At 60.5% G+C, this 20792-nt stretch carries 16 protein-coding genes; 8 read left to right on the forward strand and 8 right to left on the reverse strand.

All coding sequences use genetic code 11. The features are described 5' to 3' along the window. Positions 1-313: 313 nt before the first annotated feature. On the forward strand, positions 314-1861 hold the full coding sequence (locus tag ACX17K_RS02720; RefSeq protein ID WP_493773576.1) for an FAD-dependent monooxygenase: 1548 nt from the start codon (positions 314-316) through the stop codon (positions 1859-1861). Positions 1862-2098: 237 nt separating this feature from the next. Here ACX17K_RS02720 and ACX17K_RS02725 read toward each other — a convergent pair whose 3' ends face one another. Next, the gene (locus ACX17K_RS02725; protein WP_493773577.1) at positions 2099-3178 is read right to left on the reverse strand and encodes a calcium:cation antiporter; all 1080 of its coding nucleotides are present in this window, start codon (positions 3176-3178) and stop codon (positions 2099-2101) included. A gap of 348 nt (positions 3179-3526) precedes the next feature. Then, the gene (locus tag ACX17K_RS02730) at positions 3527-4501 is read right to left on the reverse strand and encodes an alpha/beta fold hydrolase (protein WP_493773578.1); all 975 of its coding nucleotides are present in this window, start codon (positions 4499-4501) and stop codon (positions 3527-3529) included. A 192-nt stretch (positions 4502-4693) separates the two neighbouring features. Between ACX17K_RS02730 and ACX17K_RS02735 the strand changes: the two genes are divergently transcribed. Together ACX17K_RS02735 and ACX17K_RS02740 are read left to right on the forward strand one after the other, a co-directional pair. Further along, positions 4694-5116, forward strand: a complete 423-nt coding sequence (locus ACX17K_RS02735) for an Rrf2 family transcriptional regulator (protein ID WP_493773579.1) — start codon at positions 4694-4696, stop codon at positions 5114-5116. A gap of 157 nt (positions 5117-5273) precedes the next feature. Beyond that, complete coding sequence (locus ACX17K_RS02740) at positions 5274-6116, forward strand: PhzF family phenazine biosynthesis protein (protein WP_493773580.1); 843 nt, start codon at positions 5274-5276, stop codon at positions 6114-6116. A gap of 140 nt (positions 6117-6256) precedes the next feature. Here ACX17K_RS02740 and ACX17K_RS02745 read toward each other — a convergent pair whose 3' ends face one another. The 5 genes from ACX17K_RS02745 to ACX17K_RS02765 form a co-directional block, all read right to left on the reverse strand. Next, on the reverse strand, positions 6257-6754 hold the full coding sequence (locus ACX17K_RS02745) for a GNAT family N-acetyltransferase (RefSeq protein ID WP_493773581.1): 498 nt from the start codon (positions 6752-6754) through the stop codon (positions 6257-6259). 300 nt (positions 6755-7054) lie between these two features. Next, a complete protein-coding gene (locus ACX17K_RS02750; protein WP_493773582.1) occupies positions 7055-7729 on the reverse strand; it encodes a BRO-N domain-containing protein in 675 nt (224 codons plus the stop codon). Positions 7730-8282: 553 nt separating this feature from the next. Then, on the reverse strand, positions 8283-9491 hold the full coding sequence (locus ACX17K_RS02755) for a tetratricopeptide repeat protein (RefSeq protein ID WP_493773583.1): 1209 nt from the start codon (positions 9489-9491) through the stop codon (positions 8283-8285). A 91-nt stretch (positions 9492-9582) separates the two neighbouring features. Continuing rightward, a complete protein-coding gene (locus ACX17K_RS02760) occupies positions 9583-10545 on the reverse strand; it encodes a hypothetical protein (protein ID WP_493773584.1) in 963 nt (320 codons plus the stop codon). Positions 10546-10612: 67 nt separating this feature from the next. Next, a complete protein-coding gene (locus tag ACX17K_RS02765; RefSeq protein WP_493773585.1) occupies positions 10613-13432 on the reverse strand; it encodes a valine--tRNA ligase in 2820 nt (939 codons plus the stop codon). 242 nt (positions 13433-13674) lie between these two features. On the opposite strand from ACX17K_RS02765, the gene ACX17K_RS02770 reads away from it, so the two are divergent. The 5 genes from ACX17K_RS02770 (at position 13675) to bcsG (ending at position 20356) form a co-directional block, all read left to right on the forward strand. Then, positions 13675-15621: an amidohydrolase gene (locus tag ACX17K_RS02770; RefSeq protein ID WP_493773586.1), complete on the forward strand. Its 1947-nt coding sequence runs from the start codon at positions 13675-13677 to the stop codon at positions 15619-15621. Between the two features lie 129 nt (positions 15622-15750). Then, a complete protein-coding gene (locus tag ACX17K_RS02775) occupies positions 15751-16809 on the forward strand; it encodes a type 1 periplasmic-binding domain-containing protein (RefSeq protein ID WP_493773587.1) in 1059 nt (352 codons plus the stop codon). A gap of 98 nt (positions 16810-16907) precedes the next feature. Continuing rightward, a complete protein-coding gene (gene bcsE, locus ACX17K_RS02780; RefSeq protein ID WP_493773588.1) occupies positions 16908-18521 on the forward strand; it encodes a cellulose biosynthesis protein BcsE in 1614 nt (537 codons plus the stop codon). An 11-nt stretch (positions 18522-18532) separates the two neighbouring features. Then, positions 18533-18748 (forward strand): hypothetical protein, encoded by a 216-nt coding sequence (locus tag ACX17K_RS02785; protein WP_493773589.1) that lies wholly within the window; start codon positions 18533-18535, stop codon positions 18746-18748. Positions 18749-18754: 6 nt separating this feature from the next. Continuing rightward, on the forward strand, positions 18755-20356 hold the full coding sequence (gene bcsG, locus ACX17K_RS02790) for a cellulose biosynthesis protein BcsG (RefSeq protein WP_493773590.1): 1602 nt from the start codon (positions 18755-18757) through the stop codon (positions 20354-20356). 38 nt (positions 20357-20394) lie between these two features. Here bcsG and ACX17K_RS02795 read toward each other — a convergent pair whose 3' ends face one another. Then, entirely contained in the window at positions 20395-20787 is a 393-nt protein-coding gene (locus tag ACX17K_RS02795) for a hypothetical protein (protein ID WP_493773591.1), read from the reverse strand. Positions 20788-20792: the final 5 nt, after the last annotated feature.

Genomic DNA, 20792 nt, shown 5'->3' on the forward strand with positions numbered 1-20792 from the left:
ATCTCGCCCAATCAACACAAGCAGGAACAAGCGGCGCGCCGTTCAGAGTGGCGCGCCCACTCGGCCTCCCGCCGGCCTGTCATTGCAACCCGCCGCATCGCCATGGTATAAAGCCGGCGTCGGAAAAGGCAGACTTGGTCTGGTAAGCCCAAGTTCTTTCGGTAACGAAAGCTCTGGTCTTTGGCCTCGCGCACAAGATCCCCGCGACGAACAGCAGACGCCGCAAGCGTCCCATTGTTCGTCCATGCGGGTCTACAGGCGAGAAACGCTCCGGTCGAACATCGAAACCCGAACATCGACTCAGGAGCCTTTCATGCCCCATCACCGCCCTACACACTACGACGTCATCATCGCTGGTGCCGGCCCCGTCGGACTCTTCCTGGCTTGCGAGCTTCGCCTATTGAGCCTTTCGGTCCTGATATTGGAGCAGGCCGCGGAACCACACTCTCCTTTGAAGCGCCTGCCATTCGGCATGCGCGGCCTATCAGTGCCCACCGTCGAAGCCTTGCATCGCCGCGGCTTGCTGGACGAAATCATCGCCGAGACCCATGCCAGCGGCGCAGCCAAACAGGCGGAAGCCAACGCGCACTGGATGCAGCAACCGCGCCGCGCGGCCGGGCATTTCGCGGGCATCCCGTTCTATCACGACGACATCGACGCCTCGCATTGGCCTTTCCGCCTGCCCGGCCCTGCCGACACCCCGATGGCGGTAACCCTGGAAGTTTTCGAAACGGTGATGGCTCGCCGAGCAGCCGCCATGGGGGCGAAAATCGTGCGCGGCGTCGGCGTCGATGGCTATGCGGCCTCAGACGAACAAGTAACGGTTCACGCCGGCAGCGATGTTTTTCGCGGCCGCTGGCTGGTCGGCTGCGATGGCGGACGCAGCGCGGTCCGCAAGGCCGGCGGCTTTGAGTTCGCCGGCACCGATCCCGAATTCACCGGTTATACCGTCGACGCCGTGTTGGCGGAACCGCACGCGCTGCAGCCCGGCCGGCACTACACGCCGACCGGCATGTACACCTACGCGCGGCCCGGCGTGATCGCCATGGTCGAATTCGACGGCGGCGCCTGCCATCGCCAACCGATCACGCGGGAGCACATACAAGCCGTGTTGCGCCGCGTGTCCCGGATGGACGTGACGCTGATGGAGCTCAAGCTTGCCACCACCTGGACCGACCGCGCCTACCAGGCGACGGCGTATCGCCAGGGACGCGCGCTGCTGGCCGGCGACGCCGCGCACATCCATTCCCCCTTGGGCGGCCAAGGTCTCAATCTCGGAATTGGCGACGCGATCAACCTGGGCTGGAAGCTGGCCGCGACGATACGCGGGAACGCGCCGGCCGGGCTGCTGGACAGCTACCATCAGGAGCGGCATCCGGTTGGCGCGCGCGTGCTCGATTGGTCCCGCGCGCAGGTGGCGCTGATGCGCCCCACGCCAAGCACGCGCGCGCTGGAGGCCGTCATCCGCGATCTGGTCGCCACCCGCGACGGCGCGACCTACTTCGCCGGGCGGGTATGGGGCGTGTCGCTGCGCTACGATCTTGCCGGCGAGCATCCGCTGACAGGCCGCAGCCTGCCGGACTTCGAGTTTGAAGACGGGACCAAAGCCGGCAACCTGATGCGCAATGGCCGGGGCTTGTTGCTGGATTTCAACCCAGCTGCGCCGCTTCAAGCCTGGATGGAGCGTTGGCAAGGGCGAGTCGACTATGTCGCAGCCAATGCCAAGAACAGCCTTGGCCTGCGCACCGTTCTGGTGAGGCCTGACGGCGTCGTGGCCTGGGCCAGCGACGCGCCTCCCGACATCGAAGAGATCGCGACGCCGCTGGCTCAATGGTTTGGCGAGCCGGGCGATCACAGGTAGGGTGCGTCACCCCAAAGGGGCGACGCACCGCCAACAGCATACCTCGCAGGACCAACGTTGAAGAAAATGGAAAACCAACGGTGCGTCGCCCTTCGGGGTGACGCACCCTACGTGGCCGGCCATGGCTCATAGCTCAAATGGCAGCAGCTATCATCCACCATCAAAAACACCGTTCATAAACAGAAAAGCCGCCAGCACAGATGCCGGCGGCTTTTGCTTTCACTCAACTAGCTTCGCTCAGGGGCTGATCGCGAAGAACACGAAAGACGCGAAAATCACCAGATGCACGATGCCCTGCAGAATGGTGGTTCGGCCCACCGACAACGACAATGAGCACGCCACCAGCGTCAGCAGCAGGAAGATGGTTTCCTTGATTTCCAAGCCCAGGATCAGCGGCTCGCCCATGAACACGAAAATCATCGCCACCGTGGGAATGGTCAGGCCGATGGATGCCAGCGCCGACCCCAAAGCCAGATTCAGGCTGGTCTGCACCCGGTCCGCCCGCGCCGCGTTGGCGGCGGCCAGCCCTTCCGGCAACAGCACCAGGGCTGCGATGATGATGCCCACCACCGCGGCCGGCGCGCCGGCGTCCACCACGAAGCTCTCAATCGACGGCGACAGCAGCTTGGCCAGGGTCACCACCGCCACCAGGCAAATCAGCAGCATCGCCACGGCCAGCATGGCCACCTTGTTGGACGGCGGCGGCGCGTGCTCATCCTCGTCATGGCTGCCTTCCACCAGGAAATAATCGCGGTGGCGGATGGTTTGCACAAACACGAAAGCGCCGTACAGCACCAGCGACACCACGCCGGTGAACGCCAGCTGCGACGACGACAGCAATGGCCCCGGCTGGCTGGTACCATAGTTGGGCAGCACCAGCGCCAATACCGAAATCGCCGCTAGCACGGTCAAGGCCGCCTTGGCGCCGCTGAGCTGGAAGTTCTGCTCGCGATGGCGCAGGCCGCCCAGCAGCAGGCAAATGCCCAGAATGCCGTTGCAAGTGATCATGATGGCGGAAAAAATGGTGTCCCGCGCCAGCGCCAGCTTCTCCTCGCCCCCGCCCAGCATGAAGGAAATGATCAGCGCCACCTCGATCACCGTCACCGCCAGCGCCAGGATCAGCGTGCCGAAAGGCTCGCCCACCTTATGCGCCACCACCTCGGCGTGGTGCACGGCGGCGAATACCGTTCCCGCCAGCAACACCGCCAGCAGCGTCAGATAGAAAGCGTGCCCGCCGGCCGCCGAAGACGCGGCGATGGCGGCCCAGGCCAAAACAGGGGTGACAATGGTCCAGCGCGGAATCGTGTTATGAATCAATGGATTTTCCTTATTGTTGGCGAACGGCCGCATAACTCGCCCGGCAAAGACCTAGCCAGGGCGAGATGGGCAACCGTTCTGGGAGAGCAATCGAGAAACCAGCATGGAGGCTGCTTTAGCCACAGCATAGCAGCATTAGGTAAATAGACCATGACGCGGCCCATGGGTTCAGGCTTTTGTAAACAAACGGTGCGTCACACACCGCCGCCCGCAGGCTCATCCGCTTGGTCGATGTAGGGTGCGTCACCCCACAGGGGCGACGCACCTCCGACATACCTCGCCGGATCAATATTTGAGCGGTGGGGTATTGAGACAAATGGTGCGTCGCCCCCCTTGGGGTGACGCACCCTACAGTTGGCGCAAGAATTCGATCAAGGCTGCGTTGACTTGATCGGGGGCTTCTTGCTGCAGCCAGTGGCCCACTCCTGGAATGACCAAAGAATCCCGAAGATCGGGCACAAACTTCGGCATGGCGTCGATAATGTCGCGCATGCCCGGCATCGCCAGCCCGGGATCATGCTCGCCAACCAGATACAGGGTGGGAACCTGGACAAGCATGCCGTTGAATGCCGCTTGCAGATCCCAGTTGCGATCCAGATTGCGGTAATAGTTCAAGCCGCCGCGAAAACCCGACGCCGTGAATGCGCTCACAAATGCCTCGAAGTCCACGCCATCCAGCCAATTGGGCAGCGCTCCCGGATCGGGCAAAGCATCCAGCAGCCCAGCCTCGCGCGAAACCAGCCCGAAAGGATTCGGCGTCCGGTCGTCACGCGGGCCGGCCTCGCCCGAGGCCCAAAAATAAATTTTCCGCAGCGTGGCGGCAACATCGCGCTCGAATTCGTTCTCAGCCAGCCCAGCCTGGGAAAAATAATGCGTGTAAAACCACGCCTGCTCGCTCAGAGGGAACAGCCGGCTTGGCGCCATCGGCGCCCGGCCCATCATCGGCACGCCGAGGGCGACCACGGCGCGGAAGCGATCGGGCCGCAGCTGCGCGGCCTGCCATGCGATAGTTGCCCCCCAATCGTTCCCGACCACCACCGCATCCGCCTCCCCCAGCGCGTCCAAGATTCCCACCAGATCGCCAACGATGTCCAGGCTTGTGTACTGCTGCGGGTTCTCCGGACTATCGCTGGCGCCGTAGCCGCGCAAATCCGGCGCAAGCGCACGAAACCCGGCGGCCGACAGGGCCGCCAGCTGGTGCCGCCACGCGTGCGACGTCTCGGGAAATCCATGCAGCAACAATACCAGCGGCCCGGCACCCTGCGCGGCGACGCTCAGGCGAATACCGTTGATTTCAAGAATGGATTGATTGAATGCAGACATGATCGCGCTCCGATAGTTGCCTAAAGTCACGCAAAACCGTAACATTAAATGTAACGAATTTCCACCACTAAGAACCGCTAACAAAACCTCGCAGAGTCCCTGAGCCAAGGCGCGCCGACGCAGGCAGTACAGAGAGTACGACAAGGAGGCGCAACGCAGGATCAGGGGTTTTGTTAGCGGGTCTAAAGAATTATGCAAAGAGATACTCGGCTAGCCCGGCTGCTTCACGTGCTCGTTCATATGCACCTGCGCGGCGGCGCCACCACCTCCGAAACCATCGCGCAAATGCTGCACACCCAGCCTTCGCTCGTTCGCCGCACCATGGCCGCGCTGCGTGAAGCCGGCTATGTAGCATCGATTCCAGGCCCCAAAGGTGGCTGGACTCTTTGCCGTGAACTGGCAGATCTGACTGTGCGGGACATCTACGTGGCGATCACGCACAGGAGCGCGTTTGCGATCAGCGCGGCCCATGACAATCCGGCCTGCCCGGTAGAAACCACGGTCAACCGGGTGCTCGACTCCGCCTTGGGCTCGGCTGAAGAGGCGTTGCTTCAGCATCTCGCGCAGATACGTCTTTCCGATTTGGCCCTGCGCGCGAAAGCATCGGCAGGCTGAGCCGCATGAAGGCCTCTATCACCAGCAAGGCGCGGACGAAACGGATTTTGATGGCTTGGGCGCGGTTGACGGAGACAAATATGACATCCATTAACAGCGGCGCGTGGGGAATTGCGCGTAGACTAGCGGCCCTACCCGTGCATGAACAGAACATTCCATGACTTCCATGAGCTTCAAGCAGGTCGATGTCTTCAGCTCCACTCCCCTTAAGGGCAACCCGGTGGCCGTAGTGTTCGATGCGGATAGGCTTGATGATCAGCAGATGACGGCCTTTGCCAGCTGGACCAATCTCAGCGAGACCACCTTCATCCTTCAACCCAGAGACCCGCGGGCTGACTATCGCCTTAGGATCTTCACGACGCTGGAAGAGCTGCCGTTCGCTGGCCATCCTACTTTGGGTAGTTGCCACGCCTGGCTGGAATCCGGCGGGGTGCCGAAGGGGGAGGACGTCATCCAGGAATGCGAGGTGGGGCTGATTCGGATTCGCCGCAAGGAGAAGCAGTTGGCGTTTCTTGCACCCCCCTTGCTGCGCGCCGGGCCGGTGGCGGCCGAGCTTCTGGAGCGGGTGCGCCTCGGCTTGCGCTTGGCCCCCGGGGCGATTGTAGATGCCCAGTGGGTCGACAACGGTGCCGGCTGGCTGGCCGTGATGCTCTCCCAGCGCCAGCAGGTATTGGACCTCAAACCCGACTATCCGGCGTTAAGTGGGTTGGCGGTGGGGGTGATTGCGCCTTGCGATCCGCAGCATGACGATAGCGATGCGCAGTTCGAGGTGAGGGCCTTTATCGCAGGCGATGGCATGCCCGAGGACCCTGCCACCGGCAGCCTGAACGCCGGCATTGCCCAGTGGTTGCTGGGGGCGGGAATGGCGCCAGCGCGCTATCGCGTCAGCCAGGGCTTGAGCATGGGACGGGCCGGGCGCATCGAGGTGGAGCAGGTAGGCGACGATGTGTGGATCGGCGGCAATGCCGTAAGCTGCATTGAAGGCCGTCTGACACTATAGCCGCCCAAGTTCGAAATGGTGTGAGTGGCCACGCCGGTTTCCCGCCGGCAAACTATCCCCCCGCCACCTAATGGCATGGCGCGGGCCTTCTCACAGGTAGGGTGCGTCACCCTGCAGGGGCGACGCACCGCCAACCCATCTCATCGGATCAATATATCCGAGCCCAGCTCAATCGAGTAAAAATATTGAACCGCTTCAAATCGCATCAAAGTCTTTTCCAAGCGGAAACCATTACGCCTTAGCAAGCGAATGGATGGGTGATTCCGAGCTTGCGTTTCAGCAACCAGCCGGCGCAAGTGAAGCGTCTCAAACGCATGGCGCAATACCATTTTCAAGGCGGCATCGGCATAACCTTGCCCCCAATATTCTGGCAAAAGCTCATAAGACACCTCAACATCCAAGCCGTCATGGTGTGGGTCAAGCGAAATCATGCCGAGCAAACGAGAGTCAGCCTCATCTGATCGACGGATAGCCCAGGCGGGTAATTCGCGCTGATTCAGGCAAAGCGCGCTAGCACGCGCTTCTGCCATGCCAATCTCAACTGGACCACCAAGGCAGGCACGGATTTGCGGATCGGTATACAGCCGTACAATTGACGCATGATCAAATTCATTCAAGCCATCCAAGCGGCAGGACATAAAACCACCGATATTAAGTTGTTAATAAAGCGGCACGCACAAGCTTGAACAGCGCCACAAGCCATTTTGATCTGACAAAGCTTGCTTGGAATTTGTTCTGCCAATTTTTGATACTGGCTCCAACTGCATTTTTCAGAAGCGAAACGGGACGATGCACCGCCGACCGGCCCCGCCAGCGAAGGGTGCGTCACCCCGCAAAGGCAACATGCCGGCGACGTATCCCACGGATCAACATTTGGGAGGCATGAAAACAAATGGTGCGTCACCCCGCCAAAGACGCGGAGTGACGCACCCTACGAATCACTCATCGGCTATCCGCAGGCTCATCCGCTCGGCTAGGCGCAAATGGCAAGCCGCCGCCAACTTGACCAGCTCGGTATCGCTGGCCGGCATGCCGTCCGGCACAGCGATCAACTCGGCTAAGGCATCCAAGGTGGCGACAGAGCTGTTGAGGCCCATCATGCGGCCGAGCGGGTGTTTCTGGCGGTTATGCCGCTCGTAGTCCAGCGTCACCAGCCAGCGGCTATGCTGCCAGCACGCCTCGCCATTCTCCAACACCGCATCCAGCACCGCCCGGCTCACCTGCCGCGCGGCCTCCGCCGCCAGCGCCAAGGCCAGCTCCAGCTGATCCGCCGTCAACGCCTCCTCGCCCTCCCGCCGCAAAGTTGGCAGCAACTCCTCCTCCAACCAACGCCGAAACCGCCGCGCCGCCGGCTTTCGATAGCGCCGAATCGCCGTGACCACACCGGTTTCCGACAGGCAAACCACCTCCCCGCCACCCAGCGGCATGGCGCGGACCTCCTCCTTGTTCAGCTTGCTCAGCAAGGCCGCCGTGGTACGGCATTTGATCGCCGCCGCGACATCATCGGCGAAGAACCACAGGCCGTTGTGGCGACGGAGGAGATGGATAGTGTGATTGAGAAAGGGAAAAGACAGCAGCCCAGGCTGCATGGGAGAGTGCGCCAATTGGGTCATGGCTAGAACTCCATCAAGATTATGAAGCGCCGCAGTGCAGCGCACTTCCATGTAGTTCGAGTCGCCAAACCCGGTCATGCCATTCAGCATGACTTAGAAAGGATAATTACTGAGCAAAGCAGAAACAAGTCAGGGCTTTACGATCAATGCTGACAAGAAGGTCAGTCATCACCAAGCATCCTTGGCGGTAGAACAGATGCGACTCGCCGCCCCCCCCATCAGCGCAAGCCGGCTTCGAAGCCAACTCAAGGCTTTAAGTCGCCGGTTGTTCGACGCGGCGCGACGGTAGCGCGCGACTACTGGGCGAATCAGAGATTCGCACGCATGTAGTTCCGACGGCTTCTTGAGTTGGCTTTGAAGACGCAGTTTCGCAGCGCTGCTGGGCCGCCTTTTCTTTCGTCCATTTCTTTTGCTCCGCCAAAAGAAATGGACCCATCAGCCGGGCGGAACCGGCACCCAAACAATCGTCCGCGCAGCGGACACAAAAATACTGACAAACCAACGCGGTAAACGTTGGGCCTTATTTCATTCAGCCCAACCTACGGTCCTTCATTTATCTATCACTGTCTAATACAGCAAGAAAATCCTCAGCGACACTAAGCTTTTTAACAAGCTCCAATGCTGCTCTCCCTTTATCTGGCCCAATCACAGACGCCACTCTTTTCCAAGCCTCTTCCGCATCATCCACCTGCCCACTATTTGCAGCAAGTCTAAATAGTGCAGCTGCACGCAATAAATCATGAGCCACCCCCTTTCCTTCTTCAAACTTCCTCCCAAGATTATACTGCGCATCTGCAGTACCTTGTGCAGCAGAAAGTCGATACCACTTAACCGCGTCAACATCGCTCTGTTTTACTCCCGTCCCGGCATTATACATCTCGCCCAAATTATCTTGGCCGCAAGCATCCCCTGCTTTTGCAGATCGCTCAAACCAATATATCGCCTTCTCAAAATCTTTCGAAACAACATCACCATACATATACCGATTTCCGATAAAGCACATAGCTCGCCCACTACCATCATCTGCAGCCTTGTTTAGCCATTTCATAGCCAAAACTGCATCCTTTTCAGTACCAATACCCTTTAGGTATAACATTCCCAACTGCATTTCCGCATCCTCATCCCCTTGCATTGCAGCTTGCATATACAAAGGAAAGGCTTTGTTTATATCCCTATCCACTCCCACCCCTTGGGCATACATATCTCCAAGCACTCTCTGAGCAATTGCATTTTTATTCTCGGATGCGAGACTCAACCAATACAAAGCTTCTTTACCATCAACATCTGTACGAGAAAATTTGTCGCCATTCAAATACAGAGAACCAAGCATAGCCTGCGCCATAGGTTCGCCACGCTTTGCAGCGAGAATATACCACTTCACTGCCTCAGGGCCATTTTTAGCAACTCCTTTACCTTCCCAATACATTAGTCCTATATAATATGAAGCAGTCGCATCCCCTTCATTACTTGCCGCAGTTAACCACTTCATTGCACGTACAAAATTTTCAGGCTCACTCAAATCATACAAGAAAAATAACCCTGCCTCTCTCTTCTTGATGGACGTTCCATGCTCAGCACTTTTTTCAAGCGTATCGATAAACCATGGCTGAACACTGCTTCCATTACCAACAACTTCCTCTTTAACTAGCCCTGTCGAATTTCCTAGTTTCGCACCCAAGCCACCATCAGCATGCGCTGCAATTGAAAAACCCAAAAAAACCATCACCCCAACAATATAAAAATAGGAAATAAGCAATCTCACATCCATTACTCCTCAATACAATTAAGCATTAGATTTTAATTCGCCTTATGAACACTACTTACCAGAATGCGCACAATCCAATTTACCAATCTTACGACCCATCACGAGTACCATTATATTTTCCCAAAAAGGCAGCTGGATACCTCTTAAATTCTGTTTCAAATCTATTTGCAGCGCTCCATAGAAACAGCGAAGGCACTAGCCAAATTATTACACAGGCAATAAATATGCCTACCGACACACCCTCAACCTTTTCCAATCTTGGCATATTCTTCAACAAAAAAGCCAAAACAGAAATTTCCACAACAACAATAAAGACCGCATTTGAATGCCCCCTCAAATGAGAGTAAGTATCCCTTACATCACGAGCCCCTTCCATACCTCTTGCTCTCGTCAGCATTTTATAAGAATGATACAACTCTCTCTTACCAGCCGCACTCCATATTCTAAATATAATCACATACTGAAAGAAACCAATCCATAGCGCAGGCATAACGACAAATGACCACACAGACAAATCAGAGAATAAATATGAAACTGAAAACATCACAAAGGAAAACAGCATAACAAATAGAGCTGAAAATTTATATCCAACCCCATCAACAACCTTGCCATCTTTTTTTACATACCAAAACACCATCAAAACCAATGAAAGCAACAATAAGACTATTACAAATGAATCATGCAATCCAAAAAAAATGCCCTTAGCGACGCAAAAGCAATTAACCAAATTCAAAACCAAACCAAGCCAAAAATATCTAGAAAGCCTCTCAACATTCCAAGCCCCAAATCTTCCGAAATGCATAACAGCTATAGGCATACTGGCAAAATAGCAATATACAAAACCAAGAAAGCAAAGCATAACCAATTGCCAGCTCTGCCCCTCCTTCAGAATCGACTTCAAACTCTTAATATCAAAACTAGAAACATCTATCTTATTTTCAATAATAATAAAAACACAAATTGACCCTACAATAAAACCAAAAAAATACCTTACAAGATATGCCTCCCACCACCTATGCGGCGTTCCATCACTTGATTTCTCTTTACTCACAAAACCCCCTTGTCATATTTAATAGACAAAAAAAAGAGGCGGAATTCCGCCTCTTGCGAGAATCAAATCAGCCTAGCTTAACCAACTGCGCCCTAACCTTCTCCAACTTGTCATTCAGCTCAGCCAACTGAGCCTTGTCGCGCTCAACCAAATGCGCCGGCGCTTTGTCGACATAGCCCGGCTTCTCCAGTTTGGCGGTCAGCTTGGCCAGCTCGGCTTCCACCTTGCCCTGCTCCTTGGTCAGGCGCGCGGTTTCGGCGGCTTTGTCCACTTCCACCTTCAGCATCAGGCGCGCTTCGCCGGACATCGCCACCGGGGCGTCGTCTTCCGGCAGCTTGGACACCAGCGTGCCTTCGGTCAGACGGGCCAGCAGCTTCAGGTAAGGCACGAAGTCGGCGATGGAGGCGTCGGCGGTTTCGATGAACAGCGGGGCCTTGACGGCCGGGCCAATGCCCATTTCGCCGCGCAGATTGCGCACCGCGTTGACCATGTCCTTGAACGCGTCCATGCGGGCGTTGGCTGCCGCGCTGATCTTGCTCTCATCCGCCACCGGCCACGGGGCCAGCATCAGCGAGTCCGCCTTCTTGGCGTTGGCCAGCGGGGCCACGGTCTGCCACAGCTCTTCGGTGATGAAGGGCATCAGCGGGTGGTTCAGGCGCAGCGCCACTTCCAGCACGCGCACCAGGGTGCGGCGGGTAGCGCGCTGCTGGGCTTCGTTGCCGCCCTGGATCTGCACCTTGGCCAGTTCCACGTACCAGTCGCAGTACTCGTTCCAGATGAATTCGTAGATCACCTGGGCGGCGATGTCGAAGCGGTAGGTTTCCAGTGCGTTGGTGACGTCGATCTCGGCCTGTTGCAGGCGGCCGATGATCCACTGGTCGACAAAGCTGTATTCCAGCGGCAGGCTTTCATCCTGGCCGCAGTCCTTGCCGTCCACGTTCATCATCACGAAGCGGGTGGCGTTCCACAGCTTGTTGCAGAAGTTGCGGTAGCCTTCGGCGCGCTTGAAGTCGAAGTTGACCGAGCGGCCCAGCGTGGCGTAGCTGGCCATGGTGAAGCGCAGCGCGTCGGTGCCGTAGGCCGGGATGCCTTCCGGGAACAGCTTCTCGGTGGCCTTGGCGATGGCCGGGGCCTTTTCCGGGCGGCGCAGGCCGGTGGTGCGTTTTTCCACCAGCGGCTGCAGCGCGATGCCGTCGATCAGGTCCACCGGGTCGATCACGTTGCCCTCGGACTTGGACATCTTCTTGCCTTCGTGATCGCGCACCATGCCGTGGATATAGACATCCTTGAACGGCACCTTGCCGGTGAAGTGCTTGGTCATCATGATCATCCGGGCCACCCAGAAGAAGATGATTTCGTAGCCGGTCACCAGCACGTTGGAGGTGAGGAAGGACTTCAGGTCCGGGGTTTCTTCCGGCCAGCCCAGGGTGGAGAACGGCACCAGGGCGGAGCTGAACCAGGTGTCCAACACATCCTGCTCGCGGCGCAGCGTCTTGCCCGGGGCCTTGGCCTGGGCTTCTTCCTCGGTGCGGCCGACGTAGATATTGCCGTCTTCGTCGTACCAGGCCGGGATCTGATGGCCCCACCACAGCTGGCGGGAAATGCACCAGTCCTGGATGTTCTTCATCCACTGGTTGTAGGTGTTGACCCAGTTTTCCGGCACGAAGCGCACTTCGCCGGATTCCACCGCCTCGATCGCCTTGGCGGCGATGGACTGGCCGGTGGCGTCGCCTTCGGCGACTTTGTTCATGGCGACGAACCATTGGTCGGTCAGCAGCGGCTCGATCACGGTGCCGGTGCGGTCGCCGCGCGGCACCATCAGCTTGTGCGGCTTGGTTTCCAGCAGCAGGCCCTGGGCTTGCAGATCGGCCAGCATGGCCTTGCGCGCTTCCTGGGCGGTAAGTCCGGCATAGGCGGCCGGCAGCTCGATGGTGCCTTGGGCGGCGCCGTCGAAGCCGAAGATTTGTGCCTTGGCCAGAATCTTGGCCTCCAGGCTCATCACATTGATCAGCTGGGTGCTGTGGCGCTTGCCCACTTCGTAGTCGTTGAAGTCGTGCGCCGGGGTGATCTTGACGAAGCCGGTGCCGAATTCCTTGTCGACGTACTCGTCGGCGATCACCGGGATGGTGCGGCCGGTGAGCGGCAGCTCAAGCTGCTTGCCCACCAGGTGCAGGTAGCGCTCGTCGTCCGGGGCGATGGCCACAGCCACGTCGCCCAGCAGCGTTTCCGGACGGGTGGTGGCGACGGTGACATATTCATCGCTGCCCACCACCGGGTACTTGATGTGCCACATGTGGCCGTCTTCTTCCTCGGAAACCACTTCGAGGTCGGAGATGGCGGTGCCCAGCTTGGCGTCCCAGTTGGACAGGCGCTTGCCGCGGTAGATCAGGCCTTGCTCGTACAGGCGGACGAAGACTTCGGTCACCACCTCGGCGCGGACGTCGTCCATGGTGAAGTATTCACGGTCCCAATCCACCGAGCAGCCGACGCGGCGCATCTGGCTGGTAATGGTGCCGCCGGATTTTTCCTTCCATTCCCAGATCTTGCTGGTGAACGCTTCGCGGCCCATGTCGTGGCGGTTCAGCCCCTGGTCGGCCAGCTGGCGCTCCACCACGATCTGGGTGGCGATGCCGGCGTGGTCGGTGCCCGGCACCCAGACGGTGTTGTGGCCCTTCATCCGGTAGAAGCGGGTCAGGCCATCCATGATGGTCTGGTTGAAGGCATGGCCCATGTGCAACGTGCCGGTCACATTGGGCGGCGGCAGCTGGATGGCGAAGGACGGCTTGGAGGTGTCCATGCTCGGCTTGAAGTAGCCGGCCTGTTCCCAGTGTTGATACCAGCGGCGCTCGAGGTCGCCCGGTTCATAGCTCTTGGCAAGTTGTTCCATGGTGCTGAATCTTGGTTTTCTGGATGGAAAAAATGGGTCGATTATACCCGGTTTTGACTCGCGCTCCGACCCCTCTTGCCCAATAGCGGCGCAAGCTGCGCGCGTCACGCCCGCCTCCGCCCTCTCCTCTATCCAAACAAGCTGCGCTACCGCAATTCAATTGAAATTGCTTTTAATTAATATAACATATGCAGTGATGACAAAGTCATCGCCGCATATCCATACCTGACAAGGAGAATTGCATGAGTCACGATCATCACCTTGGTTGCGCATGCTGCACCCTGCCCCTGCTGGGCACGCTGGTTCACACGCAGCAGGGCCAGGACGACTGGCTGAAGCAGCTGGAGGCATTCGCCGACGATGCCAAACGCTTCCCGCCGCTGCCGCACAAGGAAAATGCGATTTTCCACAGCGGCGTCATCCACCCGCTGGCCGCGTCCGGCCCGGATCAAGTGGAAGCGCTGGGCATGGCTGGCGGCCGCATCGTCGCGCTCGGTTCGCTGGAAGAGGTGAAAACCGAGATGGCCAGCCATCATCCTTACCGCATGATCGACTTGCATAATGCCACCCTGATCCCCGGCCTGATCGATGCCCACCTGCACATCGTGCCCAGCGCCATTTTCCAGGGCTGGCTGCAATTAGGGCCGTTTGGCGAGCATGACAAATCCCATCCGGAATCTCAGCGCCTGGTTGCGGGCTATAGCTACAGCTACATAGCCAAGATTCTCGGTGAACATATCAACAACACGCATCCCCAACCTGGAAAGAAACCTGAATGGATAACGGGTTTCGGCGTCGACCCCTCCTTGATGAAGGAGTGGACCAATATCGACGCGGGCATGCTGGATGAATTGGCCGGCCCCGACAGCAATATCGCCATCTTCCTGCTCAATTCCTCCGGCCATATCGGCTACGCCAACAGCGTGGCCATGAAAGAGGCAAAAATCCCCGACGATGTGATTAAGAGCAGCCAAGGCGTATTCACCGAAGCCCGCATCGCCGACATCCTAAAGGTCATGCCCCCAAAGATGCTGCTGATGGATTTGGTCAACAACCTGCTGCCGGTGCTGAAAGACGCATCCAGCCGAGGCATCACCACGGTGATGGACGCCGGCGTGGGCTCCTCGCTCAAGGAAGTCGAGGTCTTGCTGCTGGAAACGCTGGCCAATCTCGATCTATCGCCGGTGCGCATTTGCGCGGCGCTTTTCTCCAATGAGCTGACGCAGATGGCGCGCTGGATGAGCGAGTACAAACCAGACCTCAACAGCCAGAATGACAGCAACTTCATGATCAAGGCGCTGAAGCTGGTGGCGGACGGTTCCAACCAGGGTTTGACCGGCTTTCAATACCAGCCCTACCTATATACACACAATCCTGATCAGGGCCACTCCTGCCATCAAGACGACGAGAAACAGCCCGATCATACGGTGCCGGGCGTGCCAGACACGGGGCTGTACAACTTCAAGCTGCCGCCTGCGGATTGCTGCTCAGGAGAAGGACAGCCGGCCGACCGGCTGGATACCTATCTGCAACTGGCGCTGGGTCGCGGCTGGCCTGTGCTGGTGCACGCCAACGGCGACCACGCGATGGAACTGGTGCTGGACAGCTATCAACAGGCGCTGGCCTTCACCAAGGCGGACGCCGCCACGCTGCGCCCACGCATTGAACACGCCTCGCTGCTGACCGACGCCGCGCTGCACCGCATGGCCAAGCTGGGCATTTCGCCCAGCTTCCTGATCGGCCATGTCGGCTATTGGGGCTACACCTTTCAGCAGAACATTTTCGGCGAAACCCGCACCGAGATGCTGGACCGCTGCAAATCGGCGCTGGACGCCGGCATGCGGATCAGCCTGCACTCGGACCACTTCGTTTCGCCACTGGGGCCGCTGCGCATGGCGGAACAGGCCAACTACCGCAAGATGGAAGGCGCGCCGGGAGAAGACAAACCCGTGCTGAACTCGGCAGAGTGCCTCAACCGCCTGCAGGCGCTGAGAGCCGTGACGCTGGACGCGGCGTGGCAGTGCCATATGGACCACTTGGTTGGCTCGCTGGAGGTCGGCAAGCTGGCCGATCTGGTGGTATTGAAGCAAGATCCGCTGGATGTAAATGTGGAAAACCTGCGCGATATCCCCGTTCTGGAAACCTGGCGAGGCGGCGCGCGGGTATATAGAAACACCGACACGCAATAAGCGTACCGCCAAATGCGGCCACTCGGCCGCATTCCTGCGCGAAGCGGCCTGTCCGGCAACGGACAGGCCGCTTGCTATATTTGAGCATGGAGCCGCCTCCTCGCCGCCCCGCGCCTTGCCGGAGTCCACATGGCCACACCGCTTGTCCGCGCCACCCGGTGTCTCATCCTGGCTCTAACAACAGTCTGGCCGGCCTGCTCGACGAACGCCGCCTTGCCGGACGCCGTCGCCCCCGTCTCCGGGCCGCCGGCCCAGACCGGCCGTCATGTACTCTTGATCGCCTACGACCTGCGCAACGGCGGCATTTCCAAGACCACCCGCAGCTTCCTGAACGCCGCCGGCTATCTGCATTGGCAGGTGAAAGTGGCCGACGCCAAAAGCAGCAACGACGCGGTGCGCGAACAACTGCTGCTGCAGGCCACGGCCAAGGATATCGCCGGGGTGGCGCTGATCGGCGCCGACAGCGCCGGCTATCATCTGGAGCTGGCCATGCTGAAGCAGATGGGCAAGATCGCGGTGGGCTGGCACGCCGGCAGCGCCCCCGGCGCCAACGCCGAGCTATTCGCCAACATCACCACCGATCCGCTGGCCGTCGCGCAAACCGCAGTGGACTACGCGATAGGCAGCAGCGCTGGGCCGATGGGCGCCGTCATCTTCACCGATTCCCACTTTTCCATCGCCATGCGCAAAGCCCAGGCGATGAAGACGGCGCTGGAGCGCTGCAAACGCTGCAAGGTGCTGGCCGTGCGCGACGTGGACCTGAGCCAGACCGCGCAGATCATCCCCAAGCTGGTGCCGGAGCTGGCGCGGCAATACGGCAAGGCGTGGACGCACACCCTCGCCATCAACGACCTCTACTACGACAACATCAACTTCCCGCTGCACCAGGCCGGGCGGGCAGACATCGTCAACATATCTGCCGGCGATGGCTCCAATTCGGCGATGAACCGCATCCGCGAGGGCATTTCGCAGCAAAAGGCCACCGTGGCCGAACCTTGCAACCAACAAGGCTGGCAGATGGCGGACGAACTGAACCGCGGCTTCGCCCGCCAGCCCCCCAGCGGCTTCGTCAGCAAACCGATACTGGTCACGCAGGAACGGCTGCTGAGCCATGGCCGCGATGGCGATATCGAGGACAACCAGGGCTACCGCCAAGCCTACCTGGGCATCTGGTTCAAAAAGCCCTGATTCCCGGCGCATATTCCACTCCGCCGCCCAAGCTCAACGGGTTTGATTGCGCGGCATTCGGCTGATACTGTTAAATGATCCGGGAACAGAACACCGCAATGGACATCTCCCAAAGCCTGGGCATAGAGGGCCTCCCGCTCTCCGCCGCCGCCCTGAATTGCGGCGCGCTTTACCTGGTCGCCTCGCCCGACTCCGGACTGGCCCAGGCGCTGCTGTTCTCCAACCTTCCCTCCACCGGCAGCCAGCCACTGCTCTGCGTCAGCAGACAGCAGCCCGCTCCGCAGCAAGACACCGCCTGGCTGGACCGCCGCATTCACGCCGGCAATCTGCAACTGCTGTCGCCGCGCAGGCTGCGCAAGCCATCGCTTCATTTGACAAGCGCCTGCCTGGATGAACTGGCCCGCTGCCGCAAAACCCTGCAGCCGCCCGCCGGCGGCATGACCGTGGCGCTGGACCATGCCGAAGACTACCTGCCGCTGCAGCAACCCGCTTCGGCGCGCCGGGCGTTGCAGGCCTGCGGCGACTGGGCGGCCCGCCACGGCCATGCGCTGCTATTGCTGCTGGACAGCTCCCGGCTGGACGCCGCCGCGCTGGCGACCTTGAGCCAACTGGGCCGCGACTGCGCCGGCATGGCCTACGCCGTTCCGCTGGGCAACGGGCTCTACAACTGGCAGATATCCCACTGGCTTGGCGCTCCGGCCGGGGAGGCCGCCAGACTGCGCATGCTGGAGATGGGCCCGCGCCATGCCTTGAGCGCGCAAGCGGAAATCAGCGATTGCGACGCGTCTGCCGATGACGGCGCGGAGCATTCCGCCCGCCTCGCCACTGACGCCTTGCAAGTACTCACCACCAGCGCCGCCCTCAGCGGCAATGCCCCGCCAACCCCGCAGTGGCGGACATTCGACGACTTGCCCCAATTGCTGGAAGCGGCCCGCGACGCGGTGGCCGCCACTGTCCTGCTGGATACCGCCAGCGCCAAGAAAGAGACGCTGGGCCAGGCAGTCGCGCAATTGCGGCGGCAAAACGGCAAGCTGCTGAAGATCATGGTGCGAGAAGTGGGCAACCGCCGGTTGCGCCAGAACGAGGAACAATTGCTGTTGCGGCTGGGCGCCAACGCCGTGCTGCCGGCAGAGCTGCGTTTCGCCAGCCTGGCCGGCATCATCCATTCGCTGCGGCAGGCCGTCTACCAAGGCGGCGGCGCGGAGGCGGAGGCCTTGCACGCCGCCAGCCATCCGGAGGCCGACCGCGGCTACCTGCCGCCCGCGCGCTTTGTAGAGATGGTGGAGAACGCCGTGCAGCGCAGCCGCGCCATCGATGTCAGCAATATGCTGATCCAGTTGCAGCCCGCGCTGGGCGCCACGCCGGCCGAGCTGCTGGCGCTGGGCCGCTTCCAGCGCGCCGGCGATCTGTGCACCGCCGACCGCGGCCACGCCTATCTGTTTCTGTTCGCCTGCCGCGAAAGCGACGCCGACGCCGCGCTGGGGAATCTGTTCCGCATGCCGATAGGCGAAGTGGCCCAGTCGGAAGTCCGCAGCGCCGACTGCGACAGCATCCTGCTGGCGCTGTCGCAACTCGCCCGGCAACCCGGATTCGACCAACTGCCGGACCTGAGCCACCAGTTATCCGATGAGCCGCACCTGCGCGAGAGCCGGCACGCCTATGCCGCGCCCGTCCTGCAGCGCGCCCCGTTGCGCCGCCACGGCGGCCAGTAAAGGAAAAGCCCATGTTCAACCCCGAACTGAGCCAGTTGCAGTTCATGGTGCTGCTGGCCGCGCTGGCCGCCGGCATCGCCGGCTACCAGCTGCGCGCCCGGCTGCTGCCCTGGCTCCGCAGCCTGCTGCTGCGCCGGCTGCGCCATTTCCAGCCACATCCCTATCTGCAAAAGCTGAAGCGGCGGGACGACGCGCCGCTGGCCCAAAGCCGCCGCGCCGAGCCATAAGCCGCCATGAAGCCCAGCCACTCCGCCGCCGCCAGCGTTCCCGCTCCCGAAGCCTCTCCCTCGCTGGGGCTGGGCGCCTGGAGCGTCTATTTCATCGCCAAACTGCTGCTGTCCTGGCAGGGCACGCTCAATCTCCACCCCGCGCCCAACCTCGCCTTCGCGCTGCTGCTGCTGATGCCGGTCTCCGGCAGGATTTGGCTGCGCGTCCGCGCCGCGCTGGCCTGGATCGCGGGCGCGGCCCTGCTTTATCACGACAGCTGGCTGCCATCGCCGGAAATCGCATTGCAGCAACTGTCCACGCTCAAGGGTTTCAGCCTGCATTACCTGCTTGACCTCGCCGGCCGGGCATTGTCGCTGTCGCTGCTGACCGGCGCGGTGATCCTGTTGTGCGGCTACTGGCTGCTGTCGCGCTATCTGCGCCTGGGCACGCTGGTGGTGATCGCGCTGCTGGGCCTGAGCGGACGCCAGCTGTGGCAGGATCGGCCGCAAACGCCGGCAAGCGCCGCCGTGGACAGCGGCGCCGCCGCGCAAGCCGCGCCCCAGACGCCAGACCAGCAACTGGCGGCCTTCTTCAAAAGCGAAGGCCAGCGCATCGTGAAATTCCAGGGGCCGCTGGCCGACCCTGGCTTCGACGTGCTGCTGCTGCATATCTGCTCGCTGGCCTGGGACGATCTGCGCGCGGTAGGCATGGACCAGCACCCCTTGCTGGGTCGCTTCGACTTCCTGTTCAGCAATTTCAACTCAGCCACGCCTTACAGCGGCCCGGCCGCGCTGCGCGTGCTGCGCGCCGGCTGCGGCCAACCCAAGCACAGCGAGCTGTACCAGAGCGCGCCCGGCAATTGTTATTTGTTCCAGGACTTGGCGGCGCTGGGCTTCAAAACCGAGCTGGCGCTGAACCACGACGGCAGCTTCGACGACTTTCTGAAGCAAGTCCGCAACGACGGCCGGCTGAACCAGCCGCTGATGTCGCAGCAGGGACTGCCGGTGGGCCTGCGCTCCTTCGACAGCAGCCCGATCTACAACGACTACGCCGTGCTCAACCGCTGGCTGGAGCTGCGGCAGCAGGACAACGCCGCCCATGTGGCGGCCTACTACAACACCATCAGCCTGCACGACGGCAACACCATTCCCGCCGCGCCTGGGCTGAATACCATGGACAGCTACAAATACCGCGCCAACCGGCTGTTCTCCGACCTGGGCCAGTTCATCGACCAGTTGGAAAAGAGCCATCGCAAGCTGATCCTGGTGATGGTGCCGGAACACGGCGCGGCCCTGCGCGGCGACAAGCAGCAGTTCAGCGGCTTGCGCGAGATTCCCACGCCGCGCATCACCATCGTGCCGGCGGCGATCAAGGTGATAGGCGGCCAGGGCCATCCGAGCCAGATGCGGATAGACCAGCCCAGCAGCTACCTGGCGGTCTCCACCATCCTGTCGCGGATGATGAACAAGAGCCCCTTCGGCGCCGACTACCAACCTGCCGACTTCGGCCGCGACCTCCCCGCCACGCCCTATGTGTCGGAAAGCGCCAGCTCCATCGTGATGCAGAGCGGCAAGCGCTTCCTGCTGCAACAGGATGGAGGCAGTTGGACCGAATATCCGGTTCAATAAGCGCCGACGCGGGGGGAAAGACGCCGCCTGAGACGCGGCTAAGGACGGACAGGTGGTTGCGGCCAAGGCGCCGGCAGCCCGTCCTGGCCAGCCTGCGGGTTTGCGGATGCCGGCACATTCGCCGCAGCGCCCGGCTCTTGCCAGGGCGAATCCGCCACCTGGCGCGAGCCGGATTTCAATCTCAGCAAATTGGCGCGGATGTCCTGGCGGTCCGGCGCGATGCGCAGCGCGCGCTCCAACAGCATGGCGGCGCTGTCCGCGTCGCCCATTTTCAGCAATTGCAGCGCCAGCCGGTTGATGGCTTCCGGTTGGTAGGGATGCTGCCAATACCAGGCGCGCGCCGCCTCCAGCTCCACAGGAGCCGCTGTCGCCATGCCCGCCGATAGCGACAGGACGACGGCCAGGCAATGCGTAATCGGCTTGAAGCTCACCCTGC

The organism is Chromobacterium sp. INPA-IVC, assembly GCF_059047085.1.